Annotated in this window: 22 protein-coding genes; 13 read left to right on the top strand and 9 right to left on the bottom strand. The window is 64.3% G+C overall.

Annotated features, from left to right (window positions below):
- Positions 1-27: 27 nt before the first annotated feature.
- The 4 genes from AC27VQ_RS21160 (at position 28) to AC27VQ_RS21145 (ending at position 1,889) form a co-directional block, all read left to right on the top strand.
- On the top strand, positions 28-786 hold the full coding sequence (locus AC27VQ_RS21160; protein WP_488717841.1) for a GNAT family N-acetyltransferase: 759 nt from the start codon (positions 28-30) through the stop codon (positions 784-786).
- Positions 783-1,205, top strand: coding sequence for a (deoxy)nucleoside triphosphate pyrophosphohydrolase (locus tag AC27VQ_RS21155; protein ID WP_488717840.1), 423 nt, complete (start codon positions 783-785; stop codon positions 1,203-1,205). The genes AC27VQ_RS21160 and AC27VQ_RS21155 overlap by 4 nt, the downstream gene beginning before the upstream one ends.
- Before the next feature lie 154 nt (positions 1,206-1,359).
- A complete protein-coding gene (locus AC27VQ_RS21150) occupies positions 1,360-1,677 on the top strand; it encodes a hypothetical protein (protein ID WP_117371213.1) in 318 nt (105 codons plus the stop codon).
- Positions 1,678-1,709: 32 nt separating this feature from the next.
- The gene (locus AC27VQ_RS21145) at positions 1,710-1,889 is read left to right on the top strand and encodes a Flp family type IVb pilin (protein WP_488717839.1); all 180 of its coding nucleotides are present in this window, start codon (positions 1,710-1,712) and stop codon (positions 1,887-1,889) included.
- A 3-nt stretch (positions 1,890-1,892) separates the two neighbouring features.
- Here the strand turns inward: AC27VQ_RS21145 and AC27VQ_RS21140 are convergent, their stop codons facing one another.
- Complete coding sequence (locus AC27VQ_RS21140; RefSeq protein ID WP_488717838.1) at positions 1,893-2,762, bottom strand: methyltransferase domain-containing protein; 870 nt, start codon at positions 2,760-2,762, stop codon at positions 1,893-1,895.
- A 61-nt stretch (positions 2,763-2,823) separates the two neighbouring features.
- On the opposite strand from AC27VQ_RS21140, the gene AC27VQ_RS21135 reads away from it, so the two are divergent.
- From AC27VQ_RS21135 to AC27VQ_RS21115, 5 genes are read left to right on the top strand one after another with little or no spacing between them, the layout of a single operon-like run.
- Complete coding sequence (locus tag AC27VQ_RS21135; RefSeq protein WP_488717837.1) at positions 2,824-3,615, top strand: ComF family protein; 792 nt, start codon at positions 2,824-2,826, stop codon at positions 3,613-3,615.
- Positions 3,616-3,647: 32 nt separating this feature from the next.
- Positions 3,648-3,905 (top strand): glutaredoxin 3, encoded by a 258-nt coding sequence (gene grxC / locus AC27VQ_RS21130; RefSeq protein WP_313529441.1) that lies wholly within the window; start codon positions 3,648-3,650, stop codon positions 3,903-3,905.
- Positions 3,906-3,916: 11 nt separating this feature from the next.
- Positions 3,917-4,774 carry a carbon-nitrogen hydrolase family protein gene (locus AC27VQ_RS21125; RefSeq protein ID WP_488717836.1) on the top strand — a complete coding sequence of 286 codons (858 nt, stop codon included), beginning with the start codon at positions 3,917-3,919 and terminating at the stop codon, positions 4,772-4,774.
- On the top strand, positions 4,771-5,199 hold the full coding sequence (locus tag AC27VQ_RS21120) for a DUF1178 family protein (protein WP_488717835.1): 429 nt from the start codon (positions 4,771-4,773) through the stop codon (positions 5,197-5,199). Before AC27VQ_RS21125 ends, AC27VQ_RS21120 begins: the two co-directional genes overlap by 4 nt.
- Entirely contained in the window at positions 5,199-5,777 is a 579-nt protein-coding gene (locus AC27VQ_RS21115) for a DUF3291 domain-containing protein (protein ID WP_488717834.1), read from the top strand. The genes AC27VQ_RS21120 and AC27VQ_RS21115 overlap by 1 nt, the downstream gene beginning before the upstream one ends.
- Here the strand turns inward: AC27VQ_RS21115 and ubiG are convergent, their stop codons facing one another.
- The 4 genes from ubiG to AC27VQ_RS21095 form a co-directional block, all read right to left on the bottom strand.
- Complete coding sequence (gene ubiG, locus AC27VQ_RS21110; protein WP_488717833.1) at positions 5,778-6,527, bottom strand: bifunctional 2-polyprenyl-6-hydroxyphenol methylase/3-demethylubiquinol 3-O-methyltransferase UbiG; 750 nt, start codon at positions 6,525-6,527, stop codon at positions 5,778-5,780.
- Positions 6,528-6,600: 73 nt separating this feature from the next.
- Positions 6,601-7,725: a mandelate racemase/muconate lactonizing enzyme family protein gene (locus AC27VQ_RS21105; protein WP_488717832.1), complete on the bottom strand. Its 1,125-nt coding sequence runs from the start codon at positions 7,723-7,725 to the stop codon at positions 6,601-6,603.
- 13 nt (positions 7,726-7,738) lie between these two features.
- Positions 7,739-9,238 carry an aldehyde dehydrogenase gene (locus AC27VQ_RS21100; protein ID WP_488717831.1) on the bottom strand — a complete coding sequence of 500 codons (1,500 nt, stop codon included), beginning with the start codon at positions 9,236-9,238 and terminating at the stop codon, positions 7,739-7,741.
- Positions 9,239-9,247: 9 nt separating this feature from the next.
- Complete coding sequence (locus AC27VQ_RS21095) at positions 9,248-10,390, bottom strand: iron-containing alcohol dehydrogenase (protein WP_488717830.1); 1,143 nt, start codon at positions 10,388-10,390, stop codon at positions 9,248-9,250.
- Positions 10,391-10,484: 94 nt separating this feature from the next.
- Here AC27VQ_RS21095 and AC27VQ_RS21090 point away from each other — a divergent pair, with 94 nt between their 5' ends.
- From AC27VQ_RS21090 to AC27VQ_RS21075, 4 genes are all read left to right on the top strand, one after another.
- Positions 10,485-11,459, top strand: a complete 975-nt coding sequence (locus AC27VQ_RS21090; RefSeq protein WP_488717829.1) for a LysR substrate-binding domain-containing protein — start codon at positions 10,485-10,487, stop codon at positions 11,457-11,459.
- Between the two features lie 117 nt (positions 11,460-11,576).
- Complete coding sequence (locus tag AC27VQ_RS21085; protein WP_313529462.1) at positions 11,577-11,774, top strand: hypothetical protein; 198 nt, start codon at positions 11,577-11,579, stop codon at positions 11,772-11,774.
- A 109-nt stretch (positions 11,775-11,883) separates the two neighbouring features.
- Complete coding sequence (locus AC27VQ_RS21080) at positions 11,884-12,693, top strand: DUF6030 family protein (RefSeq protein ID WP_488717828.1); 810 nt, start codon at positions 11,884-11,886, stop codon at positions 12,691-12,693.
- A 36-nt stretch (positions 12,694-12,729) separates the two neighbouring features.
- Positions 12,730-13,332 carry a hypothetical protein gene (locus tag AC27VQ_RS21075; protein ID WP_488717827.1) on the top strand — a complete coding sequence of 201 codons (603 nt, stop codon included), beginning with the start codon at positions 12,730-12,732 and terminating at the stop codon, positions 13,330-13,332.
- Between the two features lie 4 nt (positions 13,333-13,336).
- On the opposite strand, the gene AC27VQ_RS21070 is transcribed toward AC27VQ_RS21075, so the two are convergent.
- The 4 genes from AC27VQ_RS21070 to AC27VQ_RS21055 all read right to left on the bottom strand — a co-directional run bounded on the left by AC27VQ_RS21070 (position 13,337) and on the right by AC27VQ_RS21055 (position 17,899).
- Positions 13,337-14,764 (bottom strand): mannose-1-phosphate guanylyltransferase/mannose-6-phosphate isomerase, encoded by a 1,428-nt coding sequence (locus AC27VQ_RS21070; RefSeq protein ID WP_488717826.1) that lies wholly within the window; start codon positions 14,762-14,764, stop codon positions 13,337-13,339.
- Between the two features lie 227 nt (positions 14,765-14,991).
- Positions 14,992-15,399 (bottom strand): F0F1 ATP synthase subunit epsilon, encoded by a 408-nt coding sequence (locus AC27VQ_RS21065; RefSeq protein ID WP_421589827.1) that lies wholly within the window; start codon positions 15,397-15,399, stop codon positions 14,992-14,994.
- Positions 15,400-15,464: 65 nt separating this feature from the next.
- Positions 15,465-16,991 carry a F0F1 ATP synthase subunit beta gene (atpD, locus tag AC27VQ_RS21060; RefSeq protein WP_313529473.1) on the bottom strand — a complete coding sequence of 509 codons (1,527 nt, stop codon included), beginning with the start codon at positions 16,989-16,991 and terminating at the stop codon, positions 15,465-15,467.
- 26 nt (positions 16,992-17,017) lie between these two features.
- Positions 17,018-17,899 (bottom strand): F0F1 ATP synthase subunit gamma, encoded by an 882-nt coding sequence (locus tag AC27VQ_RS21055; RefSeq protein ID WP_313529475.1) that lies wholly within the window; start codon positions 17,897-17,899, stop codon positions 17,018-17,020.
- Positions 17,900-17,951: the final 52 nt, after the last annotated feature.

Here is a 17,951-nt window from a genome sequence, read left to right as displayed (position 1 = left end):
AGCGTGACCCCTTCCGGACAGAAGACGATGAGCGACCTTCCCAAAGTCCGCCGGCTCGAGGCCGTCGGCTTTCGCGCCTGGCCCGCAGCCAGCGCGCAATATGACGGCAGCTGGCTCTGCCGGCTGACCGCCGGCCATCCCTCGCGCCGGTTGAATTCCGTCAACCCGCTCGATCCCTCTGACATCAGGGACATTGCAATCCGTCTGGAGAAGGCCGCCAAGCGGTTTGCCGACTATGGCCGCCCGCTGCTGGTGCGCCAGACGCCGCTGACACCGCCGCAGCTGATCGCCTTCATGGACGACGCCGGTTGGGCCGAAATGGGCCACACCATCGTCATGACCGCGAACCTCGCCGATCTCTCCCGCGAGGAGGGCGTCGACCACCTGCCGAGCCGCGATGTCGGCCGTTTCGTCGATGCCCGCATCCGCGTTGCAGGCGACGATCCGGCGCTCAAGCCCGGCCTCACCGAGATCATCAACGCCATCAAACCGGAGGTCGGCCTCTTCATCTTCGAGGAGGCGGATTTCGGCCCGACAGCCGTCACGCTTGCCGTGCAGGACAACGATCTCGCCGGCATCCTCCAGCTCGGCGTCGCTGCAGAACGCCGCGGCCAGGGCACCGGCACCGCCGTCCTGCATGCGGCCCTGCGCTGGGCCAAGCTCAAGGGCGCGCGTCAGGCCTGGGTGCAAGTGGAGGCGGACAATGCGGCCGCCCTCGCGCTCTACCGCCGCGCCGGCTTCAAGGATATCTACCGCTACAGCTACCGGGGGCCGAGCACGGCATGACCGAGATGACAGTAAAACCGCGCCGCATCCTGCTCGTCGCCGCCTGCGCGCTGGTCGATACCGATGGCCGCGTGCTTCTCGCGCAGCGTCCCGAGGGCAAGTCGCTAGCCGGGCTCTGGGAGTTTCCCGGCGGCAAGGTCGAACCGGGCGAGACGCCCGAGGAGACGCTGATCCGCGAATTGGATGAGGAACTCGGCGTCACCACGAAGATCGCGTGCCTGGCGCCGCTCACCTTCGCCAGCCACACCTATGACGACTTCCATCTGCTGATGCCGCTCTATGTCTGCCGCCGCTTCGAGGGCACAGCGCATGGGCGCGAGGGCCAAGCCGTCAAATGGGTCCGCCCCAAAGCCTTGCGCGACTATCCGATGCCGCCGGCCGACGAACCGCTGATCCCCTTCCTCATGGATCTGCTCTGAACGTTTCGGGACAGGCGTTATCCCCATGAATTGCTGGCAATCCAGCGTTCGGCAGGGATTTACCCTCAATTTTTCAGTTCTCGTTAAGCAATCGTTTAGCACCATCGTTCAAAGATTGGGCTTAACGTTGCAATGAATGCTTACGAGACCTGTTATGCGTGACGAAGACTTCTGGAAAACCGTTCAGGAGAAGGATTTCACGCCGGCCGGCGATACCCGGACCGGTGCACTCAATCTTGCTCTGCTGTTCGGCACGGCGGTGATCGCCCTTGCGCTCGTCCTGACCCCGGTCCTCTCGGCCAAGTCCGACAAGCGCATGATGGCCAATGTGCCCGATGAGTTCGACATGATTTCGACGGGATCGATCCCGTCGGAAACCGGCAAGCGCTACACGGTTCGCCGCAGCGTTCTGCAGGAAATGCCCGGCGCCGTCTGCATCATCGATGACAACGGCCGGGGTAACGGCTGCTGAGCAGATGAACAGAGTGATTGGGGAGAGCGGGAATGGTGCCTAGACTGCTGAAATCCTTCCTCTCCGCCACCGAGGGCGCGACGGCGGTCGAATACGGTTTGCTGGCCGGACTGATCAGCCTCGGCCTTCTCGCCGGCCTGAGCGCCCTGAGCGGCAATCTGCAGGCGGTCTTTGAAGCCATCAACACGGCCATAGCGGACGCCTGGAAATAGCGCTTATTCCCGGCCACCCTGCTTGAGCGCATCGGCAAGACGCATCGTCGCCGAGCCCGGCTTCAGCGGCTTCTGCTGGCTTTCATGCGGCGCCCAGCCTGATACGTAGATAATCGAAAAACTCGCGCGGATGCGTCCGTCCGGATCGGAAAAGCGCTCCGCATAGAGCTCGGCCGCGCGCAGGAGAATGCCGCGCGTCAGCGGACGCCGGCTGCGGCCGGCCAGCGGATTGGCCATGCCCATCGCGCGCAGATCCTTCATCAGCGGAAAGATCGAATCGTAGCGGACCGTGTAGGTCTCCTTGTCCGTGACCGGCAGCGCAAAGCCGCCGCGCTGCAGGAGCGCCCCGACATCGCGCACATCCGGAAACGGAATGACCCGCGGGCTCGCCCCGCCGGTCGCTTCGCTCTCGGCGGCCAGCAACACCTCGCGCAGCTCCTGCAAGGTCCCGCTGCCGGGAATGGCGGCGAGGAACAGTCCATCCGGCTTCAGCGCCCGGCGGATCTGCACGAAGATGCCGGGTGTATCGTTGGTGAGATGCAGCGCAAGCGGCGAGACGATGAGATTGGCCGATTGCGGTTCGAGCGGCACGGTTTCGAGCGGTGAAACGGTCAGCACCTCGCCAGGTGCTGCGAAATGCGGATCGCTTTCCACCCGCTCGAGGCCATCCACCTTGCCGGTGGCGGCGATGGCGCGCGCGGCGGCACCGGTATGACCATGCAGTTCGACGGCGCGTTCGAAACGGCGGTCGATGACACCAAGGCGCTCGGCCAGTTCCTGCGCCACGATATCGAGCAGAAAATCCGCCGGCCCACCAGCGAGGGCACGGCGGCGGTTGGTGTCGATCAGGGCGTGGTCGAACAGCGTTTCCATGGACAGGGTCCCTTTCGATTTTCCATCGCTTTGGCCGCTAAGGGCCGCTAATGTCAACCGCATGGGCGAAATCGAGGCCGAGACAGTGCCGACAGTCCCGTTCCGGCAGGTTTTCGCCCGCCGGCTGCGCAGCCTTGCCGACGCGGCACTTGATCTCGTCTATCCGCCCGCCTGCGCCGGCTGCGGCATCCTCACCGGTAGCAAGGCAAGCCTCTGCCCGAAATGCTGGTCGAGGCTCGCCTTCATCGAGCGCCCCTATTGCGAGGTGCTCGGCACGCCCTTCTCACACGATCTCGGTCCCGGCATCCTCAGCGCCGATGCCATCGCCAATCCGCCGCCCTTCGATCGCCTGCGCTCGGTGGCACTTTATGATGACCTCGCCCGCGTGCTCGTGCAGTCGTTGAAGTATCGCGACCGCACCGACCTCGCGCCGATGATGGCGCAGTGGATGCTGCGCGCCGGCGATGGCGCCGTCGAGGCGGCCGACCTCATCGTGCCCGTGCCGCTTCATCGCTTTCGCCTCGTCTGGCGCAAGTTCAACCAGTCGGCGGAACTCACTCGCGCGCTCGCGGCCTTTTCCGGCAAGCCAGTCCTCATCGACGCCGTGCGCCGCACGAAGCGCACCCGCCGTCAGATCGGTCTCGGCCCGAGGGCACGCGAGGAGAATGTGCGCGGCGCCTTTTCCATCACGCCTGAAGGGCGTGAAAAGCTTTTCGGCCGCCGCGTCGTGCTGGTCGACGACGTCTATACGACAGGGGCCACCGTTTCGGCCGTCACCCGCACATTGAAGCGCGCCGGGGTTGCGGATGTCACCGTTTTGACCTTTGCAAGGGCGCTTCCCGGACCTATATAAAAGATGATTTTTCAAGCTTTGGAGCGGAAAACATGCCTTCGGTGGTGATCTACACGCGTCAGTTCTGCGGCTATTGCAGCGCCGCGAAGAAACTCCTGGAGACGAAAGGCGTGACCTTCGAGGAGCATGACGCAACCTATGCGCCTGATATCCGCCAGGAAATGATCAAGCGCGCCAACGGCCGCAACACCTTCCCGCAGATTTTCATCAACGACCGCCATGTCGGCGGCTGCGACGACCTGCATGCGCTGGAACGCGCCGGCGAACTCGACGCCCTGCTGGCAGCCTGAGAGGACAGGATATGACCGTCACGATCGCCGCGCTCCAGATGTGCTCCGGGACCGATCCCGTCCGCAACGTGGAGACGATGCGGCGGCTCGTGCGCGAAGCGGCCGCCAAGGGCGCCGTCTATGTCCAGACGCCGGAGATGACCGGCGCGCTGCAGCGCGATCGTGCGGGACTGCGCGCCATCCTGCGCAGCGAGGATGACGACCTCGTCGTCGCCGCGGCCGCAGAGCTTGCCGCCGAACTCGGCATCCATGTCCATGTCGGCTCCACGGCCATCGCGCTTGCCGACGGCAAGGTCGCCAACCGCGGCTTCCTCTTCGGCCCCGACGGCGCGAAGATTTGCAGCTACGACAAGATCCATATGTTCGACGTCGATCTCGACAATGGCGAGAGCTGGCGCGAAAGCGCGGTCTATTTGCCGGGCGCGGTCGCGCGCATGGCAGACCTGCCCTTCGCCAAGCTCGGCTTTGCGATCTGCTACGACGTGCGCTTCCCGGAACTCTTCAAGAGCCAGGCGCAGGCCGGGGCAGAAATCATCTCCGTGCCGGCCGCCTTCACCCGTCAGACGGGCGAGGCCCATTGGGAGATTCTGCTGCGGGCACGCGCCATCGAGAACGGCGTCTATATCATCGCCGCCGCCCAGGCTGGCGTGCATGAGGACGGCCGCGAAACCTTCGGCCATTCCATCATCATCGACCCCTGGGGCCGCGTGCTGGCCTCTGCCGGCGGCACGGGTGAAGCCATCGTGCTCGCGGAACTCGACGTCGCCGCCGTCAAGGCAGCGCACGACAAGATCCCCAATCTGCGCAACGGCCGCGCCTTCACGCTCGACGTATCGGGCGCAGCCGGGAAGGGAGGCGTCGCCGCGTGATCCGCTACGAACTCTCCTGCGACAACGGCCACACCTTCGAAGGCTGGTTCGGCTCGGCGGACGATTTCGACCGCCAGCAGACAATGGCGCTCGTCACCTGTCCGACCTGCGGTTCGCCGCACGTCGCCAAACGTCTGATGGCCCCCTCCGTCTCCACCGCGCGCAAGAAGGAGACGCGGCAGGACATGGTCATGCAGGCCGGCCAGAAGGAAATGATAAGCAAGCTGCGCGAGATCGTCACGGCGATCCGCGCCAATTCCGAGGATGTCGGCGAGCGCTTCCCGGAAGAAGCCCGCAAGATCCACTATGGCGAGACCGAGCAGCGCGGCCTGATCGGTAAGGCCTCGGCCGAGGAGGTGAGTGATCTCCTGGACGAAGGCGTCGAGATCGCGCCCCTGCCCGTCCTGCCGGACGATACCAATTGATGCGCGGCCACCACCTCGCCGCCTACAATTTCGGCCTCCATGTCGATGACTACGAAAGCCTCCGCGTCGAAGGATTTCGCCTGCGCGAGCCCTTGAATTTCGAAGCAGCAAAGCGGGCGGAAGGCTATATCGGCCGCTCCGGCTATGACGATGTGCCGGGACCGGAAAGCTGGGGCGAAAAGGTCTATCCGCGCTTCCTCCAGGACAGCGGTTTCGAAGACGCGCCCTCCTCGCTTTCGCTCTGGACAGGCCTCGAAGCCCTGATGGCCTTCACCTATAGCGGCGTGCACGCCGACGCGCTGAAACACGCACGCAACTGGAACCAGCGGCAGGCCTGGCCCGCGCTGGCGCTCTGGTGGGTGGCGGAGGGCACGCAGCCCGTCTGGGCCGATGGGGCCGAACGTCTGGAATTCTTGCACGACCACGGGCCGACACCCCGCGCCTTCACCTTCAAGGCGCCGTTCTGCCCCGACGGCAATGCCATCGTCATCGACCGGGAACGTGTAAAGGCCATCGCCGGCCACAATGCCGACGGACAGCAGGACCTGCTGGACATCGTGAAGACGCTGAAAGCCTGATCAGGCCGAGGCGCGGCGGGCCACCAGCATGTAGTTCACGTCCATGTCCTTCGACAGGTTCCACTGGTTCAACAGCGGATTGAAGAACACGCCGGTGCGGTCCGTCACCGTCAGGCCAGAAGCCGTGAGCGGCTTTTCGATCTCTTCCGGGCGTACCAGCTTCTCATATTGATGCGTGCCGCGCGGCAGCCAGCGCAGCAGGTTTTCCGCGGCGAAGATCGCCAGCGCGGCCGCCTTCATCGTGCGGTTGATCGTGGCGACGAAGGTCATGCCGCCGGGACGCACCATGGAGGCGCAGGTGGTGAGGAAGAAATCGACGTCGGAGACGTGCTCGACCACTTCCATGTTGAGCACGACGTCGAAGCTTTCACCGGCCCCGGCCAGCGCTTCCGCCGTCACCGCGCGATAATCGACGGGAACGCCGCTGCCCGCCGCATGCGCCTTGGCGATGCCGATGTTCTTTTCGGAGGCATCCGCACCGAGCACATCGGCCCCCATGCGCGCCATCGGCTCGGAGAGCAGGCCGCCGCCGCAGCCGATATCGAGGATGCGCAGGCCTTCCAGCGGGCGATGCGCCCTGGGGTCGCGGCCGAACTGGCCGCAGACCATGTCACGGATATAGGTGAGCCGGACAGGGTTGAACTTGTGCAGCGGCCGAAACTTGCCGGTCGGATCCCACCACTCGGCGGCCATCGCCGAAAAGCGGTCGACTTCCGCCTGGTCGATCGTCGTGCGGGCTGCCTCGCTCATGGCTCGTCTCCTTCGCGTCCTTCTCCCCGTGAAGTCGGCCTCCACGGGGCGGATGTCAAGAGGGCGAAGCGTCTCAGCCGATGCGCGTCGCCGTCAGCCTGTCTTCATCGAGCGTGATGCCAAGACCGGGCGCCTCGCCGAGCAGCAGCCAGCCGTTCTCGTGGCGCAAAGGAGCGACGAGCGGGTAATCACGGCGCTCCTCGCTCCATTCCGGCGCGTCGTAGGGATATTCGAGGAAGGGGGCGTCGCCAGCACCGGCCGTCAGATGGGCATTCGCCAGCACGCCGATGCCGTTCGTCCAGGAGTGCGGGGTAAAGGTGACACCCGCCTCACGCGCCTGGAAGGCCAGGCGCCGGCAGCCGGTGATGCCGCCGACCAGCGCCACGTCGGGCTGAATGACGTCGAACGCCCGCTCCTCGATGATATCGCGGAACTCGTAGAGTTCACGCGTCATCTCGCCGCCGGCGATGCGGATATCCGTCGCCTCCTTCAGTGCCTTCATGCCCTTGCGGTCGGAGCGGTGCAGCGGCTCTTCCATCCAGTAGATGCCGAGCCGTTCCAGCTCGCGTGCCACGACCAGTGCGTCCTTGAAGGTCCAGGGCAGCGTCGTGTCCCACGGCATGCGCCAACCCTGATTGCAATCGACCATCAGCTCCAGCTTATCACCGACGCGGGCGCGGATGGCCTCCAGCGCCTTCACATCGTCGCGCCAGCCGTTGCGCCCGCCCGCCGAAGAGGAAAAACGCACCTTCATCGCCGGAAAACCCTCGGCGACATAGCGCTCGGCCTGATCGGCCATCGCAATGGGATCGCGCAACACGCCGGAGGAAGCGTAGAGCCGAACGCGATCAGCCCGCCCGCCCAACATGCGCCAGACCGGCTCGCCCGTCACCTTGCCGGCGAGGTCCCACAGCGCGAGATCGAGCGGCCAGCAGCGGCCATAGTGGAAATTGATATGGGACAGCACCTCGTAGTGCCGCTCGAGATGGCGCGGGTCCTGGCCGATGAACAGGTCCTCGTGCCCTTCGAACCCCTTCATCAGGTCGCCCGAACCGATGCCCTCGCGCCCCCCGTCATCCCGCACCCGCACGATCGTCGCATCGAACTGTCGGCGCGGGCGGCCATCCCAGCTCGCCTTGAACGGCGGATCGAGCGGCAGCCGATGATGGCTGATCTCGATGGAAACGATCTTGCTCATTGTCCCCTCCCTCTCAACCGAACTGCTGCCAGATCGTCTTGTAGTCGCAATATTTGTCGATCGCATGCACCGAGCGGTCGCGGCCGAAGCCGGATTGCTTGAAGCCGCCGAAGGGTGTGGCGAAATTCGACATGTCATAGGTGTTGATCCAGACCGTGCCGGCATGGATGGCTTCGGAGAAGCGATGCGCGCGGTCCATGTCGCGGGTGAAGACCGCGCCGGCCAGACCGTAGATCGTATCATTGGCGATCGCGAGCGCCTCCTCCTCCGTGTCGAAACCGATGGCCGCGAGGACGGGGCCGAAAATCTCCTGCCGGGCGATGCGCATGTCGTTCGTCACGTCGGTGATCACACCCGGCGAGACGTAATAACCGCCCGTTTCCGACAGCACCCGCTCCGCCCCGAAGGCCCGGTGACCACCGTCCTTCTCGCCCGCCGCGATCAGCCCGAGCACCTTTTCCATATGCTCCGCCTCGATCAGCGCGCCGATCTGCGCCGAAGGCTCGAAGGGGTGCGCGAGCGCGATCTCGCGCTTCACCACCGCCTCGATCTTGGCGATGAGGGCATCCCGCACGGAACGCTGCACGACGAGGCGCGTGGCGGCGTGGCAGGTCTCGCCGGAATTGTAGAAGCAGCCCCAGGCGGCCGCACTCGCCGCCGCATCGAGATCGGCATCCTCGAAGACGACGAGTGGCGATTTGCCGCCGAGTTCCAACGCCACGCGCTTGAGGTTGGATTGGGCCGCATAGCCCATGATCAGCTTGCCGACCTCGGTCGAGCCGGTGAAGGCGACCATGTCGACATCCCCATGCAGCGCCAGCGGCTTGCCGACCTCCTCGCCAAAGCCGGTGACGACATTGAAGACGCCGGCCGGAAGCCCGGCCTCGATGGCGAGTTCCGCCAGCTTCAATGCGGAAAGCGAGGACTGCTCGGCCGGCTTCAGCACGACGGAGTTGCCGGCCGCAATCGCCGGTCCGAGCTTCCAGGCATCGATGATCATCGGATAGTTCCATGGCGTGATCGCCGCGACGACGCCGAGCGGCACCTTGCGCACCAGCGCGCGGGCCTTCGGCCCCGTCGGCGCGATCTCGTCATAGAGCTTGTCGATCATCTCGCCGTAATACTGGATGCCATCGGCGCAGAGCCGCACATCCACACCGAGCGACGCCTGCACCGGCTTGCCGACATCGAGCGTTTCCAGAAGCGCCAGTTCTTCGCCATGGGCACGGATCAGCTCCGCCCAACGCAACATGACCTTCTTCTTCTCCAGCGGCTCCCTGGCCCTCCAGATACCGCTGGCAAAGGCCCTACGAGCCGAAGCCACGGCCGCATCGACATCCGTGGCATCGCCGCGGGCCAGCACCGCGCCGGGCTGGCCGTCCATCGGCCGCGTGCGGATGAAGGTGCGGCCGGAAGCGGCGGGCTCGACCTTGCCATCGATGAAATGCCCACGCGTCAGCGAGAGGCCGGCAAGGCGCTGTTCCCAGTAGGCGCGGCTATACTGTTCGGTCATGGCGGGTCCTCAAAGCGTGCGGGGCAGAGCCATCATCGTGGCGGCGATCGTGTCGATATCGGCATCCGAGACCTCACGGATCGTCGCGCGGCGCATCGGCTGATTTTCCGGTGCGCGCATTTCGCGGGCGAGATCTTCGGCGGAAAACACCGCAAAAGCCTTCGGCAGCACACGAGCAATGCCGCAGCGGTCCATGAGATCGCTGACAAAACCCGGCAGCAGTGCCGCATCGGAAAGGCCACAGGCGCGTGCCGCGGCGGCAAGCCCGGCCGTATCGGCCTCGGCAAGCCAGGCCAGCGTCGCCTCGAAGCCCAGCGCCGTGGCGAGCCCGTGGTGCACGGGCGCGAGACCGGCCAGCGCGTGGCTGATATTATGCGCGATCGCCGTGCCGCAATTGTCGATGGCCACACCGGCATAACAGGAGCCGAGCAGCACCTTTCCGCGCGCCTCGATATCCGCCGGGTTCTTCACCGCCGTCTCCAGCGCGTCCGTCAACAGACCAAGTGCCGCATGGGCATAGAGCGTTGCACCGGCATGGGCATTGCGGTTGGTCGCCGCTTCGAAGGCGTGTACGAACGCATCGAGGCCGCACCAGGCCGTCAGGTTGGCCGGCAAGGTCACCGTCAGCGCCGGATCGAGCAGGACAAGATCTGCCTTGGTCTCCGGCCCCCAGATCCAGAGTTTCTTGCCTTCCGGTCCGGCGAAGATCGTCGTCGCGGAGGTCTCGGACCCGGTGCCCGCCGTCGTCGGCACCATGATCTTCTTCAAGGGCTTCTTCGGCAGCGGGTTGGCGGCCAGCGCATAGTGCATCGGGTCCTTGTCGGCCGCTGCGACGCAGGCCGCGATCTTGGCGATATCCAATGCCGAACCACCACCGATGCCGACGACGAGGTCTTTTCCGCGCGCAGCGTGGCTCGCTGCCTCGACATGGGCGAGCTTCGGCTCCCCCGCAAAGCCGGAGAAAAACTCCGCCGCGATCCCAACCGCCACGAACTGGGCGGCAAGACGCTCGCCAAGTCCGCTGGCAGTGAGAAAGCCGTCGATGACGACGAGCGCACTCCGGGCTTCCAGCGCGCCGGCGGAGGAGGCGATGCTGGCATGAACGCCTTCGCCGAAACGGATATCGGGTACGAATGAGGTCGCGAATGTCACGGAAATTCCCCAGAAAAGATCTCCGCAGACCCTGCATCACGATTTCAGATTTTCAAATCCTTGGATTTTTCGGGCTTTTTGATAACTTCAGATCATGAAAGCAACGATGCTCGCCCATATCCCGCTGGAAGCCTTCCGCGTCTTCGACGCTGCCTGCCGGCACATGAACTTTTCCCGCGCCGGACGGGAGCTGAACATCACGCAGGCCGCCGTCAGCCGCCGCATCAAGGGGCTGGAAGATCATCTCGGCGCGCCGCTCTTCACCCGCCAGGGCAAGAACCTGACGCTGACGCCGCGCGGCGAAAAACTGTTCCAGCGCGTGCGCGCCTCGCTCGATTATCTCGAGGAAAGCTTGGAACCCTTCCGCATGGGCGCCGGGCCGAGCATCGCGCTTGCCGCCTCGGGCTCCGTCTCGCATCTCTGGCTTGGAAAGCGCCTGCGGGATTTCTTCCGCGACCATCCCGATATCGCGATCCGCCTCACCACGTCCGACAGCCCCGCCGACCTCGCCTCCGAAAACAACGACCTCGTAATCCTCTATTCGGCCGGCGAGCACCCGCGCTGGGACCTGACGCCGCTGGTCGCCGAAGAGCTGGCGCCCGTCGCCGCACCCGATTACATCGCCCGCAAGGGGCTCGATGCGGCAACGGTCGATCTCAAGGCGCTCGCCGCGCTCGACCTCATCGACTACGAGCGTTTCAACGCCAACTGGATTTCTTTCCGCCCGTGGCTGGAGCGGGTGGCGCCAGAGGCCTTCCGGCGCATGCCGCCGCCGCGGCCCCATCTCACCTTCTCCACCTATGCGCTCGCCATCGATGCGGCGCTCAGCGGCGACGGCGTGGCCCTTGGCAGTCTCGGCCTCATCGCGGATCAGTTGGACAAGGGCAAGCTCGTGCAGCTTGGTAACACCAGCCTTTCGACCGGCTACGGCTACCATCTCGGCCTACCGAAATTCCGCACCGCGCCGCCGGCCGTGCTGGAGCTGCACAAGCACCTGCTTGCTGCCCGCGCGGCCGCCGAAATACCTGATCGGCCGCAACAGGTTTCTGTTGGCGGCACAGGCAAATAGTGTCACACTTTGGAACAGACAGGACCGATTCCGCAGCGAGGGGACGCGCTGGAGAGTGGGATGTCTCCGAAAGGGGCAGGGAGGCGTTTTGCTTCTCCTGAGACAGGATCGGGGAGAATGACGCTGACTGCCCTTCTCATGGCTGGCTACACGTTCATCGCGCTGCGCTTCATCGATTGCAGCCTGCGCGAGGGTGAGGATAATGGCGGCCGATGGGACATCGAACGCGCGCTTGGCCTCCTGCTCTGCCTTGTCTGGCCGCTCGCGCTTGCAGGCACCCTGCTTGTAGCCTATCAGGAGCGGGAGGTCGGCTGATCCCACGGGCTTTTGAGGCCCTGCCTTTGCCAGAAGGCCCGGTATCGACCGCACAGGACGGGCAACGGCGCGGGTCGGCATGACGCAGCGAAAGCAAGGCAGATCCGGCTTGATCGTCTTCGGGCTCTTCGCCGCCGTGCTGCTCGGGGCGATCGGCGCGACGGTGCTGCTTGCCAACGATTATCGCAATCTCAACCTGTTGCTCGCCCGGTTCGGCTATGCGCCGATCAAGGCGGCGCCACAGGAGCGGGCGCTTCGCCCCTATGAACTCAAGGGCAATCGCATGCCCCGGCCCAAAGGTCTTATCTCCGAGCGCCTGCTGGTGCCCGTCACCCCGATGCAGACGAAATTCGTCCGCCCCATCCGCAAGGAGCCCGAAGCTCTCTGCGAGGCGCTGCGCCGTGCCGGTTTCGTCAATTCGGGCTGGAAGGCCGGTCTCTTCGACAAAACGAACTGGGAGTGCCAGTCCTATCGGGAGTTCCCCCGCACGGATGCAGGCGCGGCCGCCCCCTCCTCCGCCTTCCTGTCGATCAAGGGCAATGCGGAGGCGCGCATCTCCTCCTTTCGCATCAAGCTGAACATCGAAGACAAGGCGACGCAGGATGCCGTGACCGATGCCGTCATTGCCGCCATCCGCGTCTTTCTCGACGAAATGCGCTGGGAAGACGCGCCGGAAATCTTTGCCGACATCCGCGCCCTGAAAGAATTCGATATCATCCGCTTCGGCAACCGCATCCTGCTGAAGAAGGAGTTCAGCGAGACGCCGCGCTACAATTTCATCGTCACGCCCGACCGCAACCGCAATCGCGGCTCCTATCTGCCCGACTATTTCGACCGCAGCCGCTGGCTGCCGCTGCGGGAAAACTTTGGCGGGCGGCTTGATGTGCCGCGCAGCACCGCGCAAACTCCGGCGGAATGAGCGGAGATGGTGGTGGGCTCAGGAACAGTGCACAGCGTGATCAAGCGGGCTTTCGCCACAGCGTTTATCTGCTTCACGCTCGCTCTCCCCACTTTTGCAGCGGAGCTGCAGACCGGCCCGCTATCCGACGAGCCGATCTGGACCGACAAACCCGTGCGGATCGACCGCAAGAAACAGAGCCTGGAGCGGGTGGAAGTCGAGCGGAAAATCATACCGCTCATCCTGCGGCCAACAACGCGTGTGAAAGTCTTCGACAGCACGTCCTTTGAGCATGATGGCCGGCTCTATGTGCTGACGGATGCCGTTGCGGTTCATCCCAAAAAACTTTGCCGCGGCGATGACCAGCATCTCGTCGCCTGCGGCCAGCAGGCCCGTATCTATTTCCGCCGGTTGATCGCGAACCGGACGTTGACCTGCGAGCAGGATTTCCGGTTCGGCGCCGTTTCGTTCCTGCGCTGCGCCGTCGCGAAGACGGATCTCGCCCAGACGCTCGTCACGAAGGGCGCCGCCTGGGCCGCAACGCCGCGGCTCGCCCAGCAGCAACAGGCTGCCATGCACCAACGTGCAGGTATCTGGCTGGATGCGGAGTGCCGCGCACTTGGCCGCTGCCCGCCGCCGAAGCGACGGGGCGAGAAATAGCGGCTTAGCCGCGGCCGAACTCGTCCTCGATGCGGATGATGTCGTCCTCGCCGAGATAGGAACCGGTCTGCACCTCGATCAGCTCGAGCATGATCTTTCCGGGATTGGCGAGGCGGTGCAATTCCCCTTGTGGGATATAGACCGACTCGTTTTCGCGCAGCGGGATCGTCTTGTCACCGATCGTCACCTCGGCCGTGCCGCGCACGACGATCCAGTGCTCGGAGCGATGGTGGTGCTTCTGCAGCGACAGACGCTTACCCGGCGTCACGAACAGGCGCTTTACCTGGAAGCGCTCGCCGTTCAGCACCGAGGTATAGCCGCCCCAAGGACGGTAGGCGGTCGGGTGCGTCTCGGTCAGCTTGGCCGTCTTCGGCAAACTGGCCAGATGTTTCACCAGCTTGCCGACATTCTGGCTGTCCTCCATGCGGCCGACATAGACGGCATCCTCGCTGGCGATGACGGCGATATTGTCGAGGCCCTGCACGGCGACATGGATATCGCGGGAGATGACCAACGAATTGCGGGTGTCGAGCACCGTCGTGCTGCCGTCGGCGACATTGCCTGCCGCATCCTGCTTGCCGGTCTTCCACACGGAATCCCAGCTGCCAAGATCGGACCAGGTGATGGGCGACGGCACGACGGCGGCGATCGGCGTCTTCTCGAAGATCGCATAATCGACCGAAATATCCGGCGCGCGCGCGAACGCCGCCTCGTCAAGCCGTTCGAAATCAAGGTCATGCTGCGCCTTGGCGACTGCTTCGGTAGCGGCGTCAAGCACCTCCGGCGCGTATTGGCGAAGCTCGCGCAAGAACAGGCCGACCGGCAGCATGAACATGCCCGAATTCCAGAGATAGCCGCCCGTCTCCAACATGGCGGCGGCCTTGTCGCGGTCCGGCTTTTCGACGAAGCGGCGCACGGCATTGGCGCCGTTGCCGAGATCCTCACCGATCTCGATATAGCCATAGCCGGTGGCCGGTTCGTGCGGCGTGATGCCGAATGTCACCAGACGCCCGGCTTCGGCGGCAGCCCGCGCCTTGGCGATGCAGTCGAAATAGGTCGCGTCGGCGTCGATCTCATGATCGGAGGCGAGAACCTGCATGATCGCCTGGTCACCCTGCAGGCGGGAAATCAGCGTGGCGGCGGCGGCAAGCGCAGGGGCCGTGTTGCGCGCGACGGGTTCGAGCAGAATGGAAGTCAGCGCCATATCCGCGGCACGGGCCTGCTCGGGGACCAGGAAGCGGAAGTCGTTGTTCGTGACGACGATGGGCGCATCGTACAGCGCCTTGTCCGCGACGCGGGCCAGCGTCTTCTGGAACAGCGTCGTCTCACCGAGAAATTCGAGGAACTGCTTCGGCGCGGAGGAGCGCGAGAGCGGCCACAAGCGCGTGCCCTTACCGCCAGCCATGATTACGGGTACGATCTTGCTGCTCATTGGTCCTGTCCTCACGCAAAAGCCCGCCTTCATGGCGGACGGCAGATGGCGGCCACTCTCCCGCGATGCCGTAAAGAAACAGCAAATCCCGCCTTCCGGTTGTGCCGCAGGGAGGCATTTTCCTGGAGACAAGGTAAAGAGGACCTTCAGCCCGAAACCGGCATTTGACAAGCAACAAAAAACCCGCCGGAAGGGCGGGTTCGATGGTTGCAGGTTCGGTCGAAGGATCAGACCGGAACGACGATGCCCTGAAGCGTCGTGAGTTCCGCAAGATAGGTCTCGATACCGAACTTCTGGTCGTCGGACTTGGCATGGGCCAGTTCCGCGCGGGCGGCTTCGATACGGCGGGTGATCTCGTCGCTCTTGACCTCGCCGGCCGGAACGGCGGACTCGGCCAGCAGCGTGCAGCCGGTCGGGATGATGTCGGCGAAACCGCCGAAAACCACATAGCGGTCCTTGCGGCCATCCGCGAACTTCACGGTGACGACACCCGGCTTGATCGTCGTCATGGTCGGCGCATGGTTGGCCATGACGGTCATCTCGCCCTCGGTCGCCGGAATGACGACTTCGCTGACGCTGCCGGAAACCAGCAGGCGCTCGGGGGAGACGAGTTCAAAATTGAAATTGTCAGCCATGACCATTCACTTCTTGTCATTCATCCGGTCAGGAATGGGCGCCCTTTGCGGGCGCCCAAAGTTCATCAAGCGGCTTCGGCAGCCAGCTTCTTGGCCTTTTCGACGGCCTCTTCCATGGAGCCGACCATGTAGAAGGCGGCTTCCGGCAGGTGGTCGTACTCGCCGTTGACGAGGCCCTTGAATCCCTTGATCGTGTCTTCGAGAGCAACCAGCTTGCCCGGCGAGCCGGTGAAGACTTCGGCGACGAAGAACGGCTGCGACAGGAAGCGCTCGATCTTGCGGGCGCGGGCAACGGCGATCTTGTCGTCTTCCGACAGTTCGTCCATGCCCAGGATGGCGATGATGTCCTGGAGCGACTTGTAGCGCTGCAGGGTCGTCTGGACCTTACGGGCGACGTCGTAGTGCTCTTCGCCGACGACGATCGGGTCGAGCATGCGCGAGGTCGAGTCGAGCGGGTCAACGGCCGGGTAGATGCCCTTTTCGGCGATCGAGCGCGACAGAACCGTCGTGGCATCCAGGTGGGCGAACGAGGTGGCCGGCGCAGGGTCGGTCAAGTCGTCGGCGGGAACGTAGATGGCCTGAACCGAGGTGATCGAACCCTTGGTCGTGGTGGTGATGCGTTCCTGCATCTGGCCCATGTCCGTTGCGAGCGTCGGCTGATAGCCCACGGCCGACGGGATACGACCGAGCAGAGCCGACACTTCGGAACCAGCCTGCGTGAAGCGGAAGATGTTGTCGACGAAGAACAGAACGTCCTGGCCCTTGTCGCGGAAGTCTTCAGCGATCGTGAGACCCGTCAGAGCGACGCGAGCGCGTGCGCCCGGCGGTTCGTTCATCTGGCCGTAAACGAGGGCAGCCTTGGAGCCTTCACCGCCGCCGTGCTTGTTCACGCCGGATTCGATCATTTCGTGGTAAAGGTCGTTACCTTCGCGGGTACGTTCACCCACGCCCGCGAATACCGAGTAACCACCGTGCGCCTTGGCGACGTTGTTGATCAGTTCCATGATGAGAACGGTCTTGCCGACGCCGGCGCCGCCGAACAGGCCGATCTTGCCGCCCTTTGCGTAGGGAGCGAGAAGGTCGACGACCTTGATGCCGGTGACGAGGATCTGCGCTTCCGTGGACTGCTCGACATAGGCCGGAGCTTCCTGGTGGATGGCGCGCTTGCCGGAGGTGACGAGCGGACCGGCTTCGTCAACGGGCTCGCCGATGACGTTCATGATGCGGCCGAGCGTTTCCGGACCGACCGGGACGGTGATCGGAGCGCCCGTGTCGGCGACCGGCTGACCGCGGACGAGACCTTCGGTCGAGTCCATGGCGATCGTGCGGACGGTGTTTTCACCGAGGTGCTGGGCGACTTCGAGAACGAGGCGGTTGCCGTTGTTGTCGGTTTCCAGCGCGTTCAGGATCTGCGGCAGGTTGCCGTCAAAAGCAACGTCGACGACGGCGCCGATGACCTGCGTCACGCGACCGGTCGCGACAAAAGCAGCCGGTGCGGCAGCCTTCGTTGCAGCGGCGGTCTTTGCTGCCGGCTTACGAGCAGCGGGCTTCTTTTCCGCTACGGTTTCCTTCGGGGTAGCTGCCTTAGCCATGTATCTTACCCTCTTTGTCCTGGTCCTTAGAGCGCTTCAGCGCCCGAGATGATTTCGATGAGTTCCTTGGTGATCTGAGCCTGGCGCTGACGGTTGTAGTTCAGCGTCAGCTTGTTGATCATTTCACCAGCATTGCGGGTCGCGTTGTCCATTGCGCTCATCTTGGCGCCCATTTCGCCGGCGACGTTCTCGAGCAGCGCCCGGAAGATCTGCACGGAAATGTTGCGCGGAATGAGGTCGCCGAGGATGGCGCCGGCATCCGGCTCGTAGTCGTAGATCGCGGTCGCACCCGTCGTCTCGGCAACGGCCGCAGGAGCGGAGGCCGGGATGAGCTGGAGCGCGGTCGGGATCTGCGAGATGACCGACTTGAACTCGGAATAGAACAGCGTGCAGACGTCGAATTCGCCCTGTTCGAAGAGACCGATGACCTTGCGGCCGATCTGGTCTGCATTCGCAAAGCCGATCTTCTTGACTTCGCGCAGGTCGACGCGGTCGATGATCAGCGAGGCGAATTCGCGGCGCAGGATATCGAAGCCCTTCTTGCCCACGCAGACGATCTTGACCGTCTTGCCGCTGGCCAGAAGCTTGCGGGTGTGGTCACGCGCCAGACGCGCGATCTGCGAGTTGAAGCCGCCGCACAGACCGCGTTCGGCCGTGCAGACGACGAGCAGATGAACCTGGTCCTTGCCCGTGCCGGTCATCAGACGCGGTGCCGAGTCGTCCTGACCAACGGCCTGGGCGATGTTGGCGAGAACGGCGCTCATGCGCTGCGAATAGGGCCGGGCGGCCTCGGCCGCTTCCTGGGCACGCCGAAGCTTCGCCGCGGCGACCATTTTCATCGCCTTGGTGATCTTCTGCGTCGCCTTGACGGAGGCGATCCGGTTTTTCAGATCCTTAAGTGAAGGCATCCGTTTTCCGTCCTGTGACACGACCCCGGGAGGTCATGCGTCAATCAAAGTT

The organism is Shinella sp. 20P9.1.1, from assembly GCF_057798995.1.
This window is presented reverse-complemented; position numbering and strand designations above follow the sequence as displayed.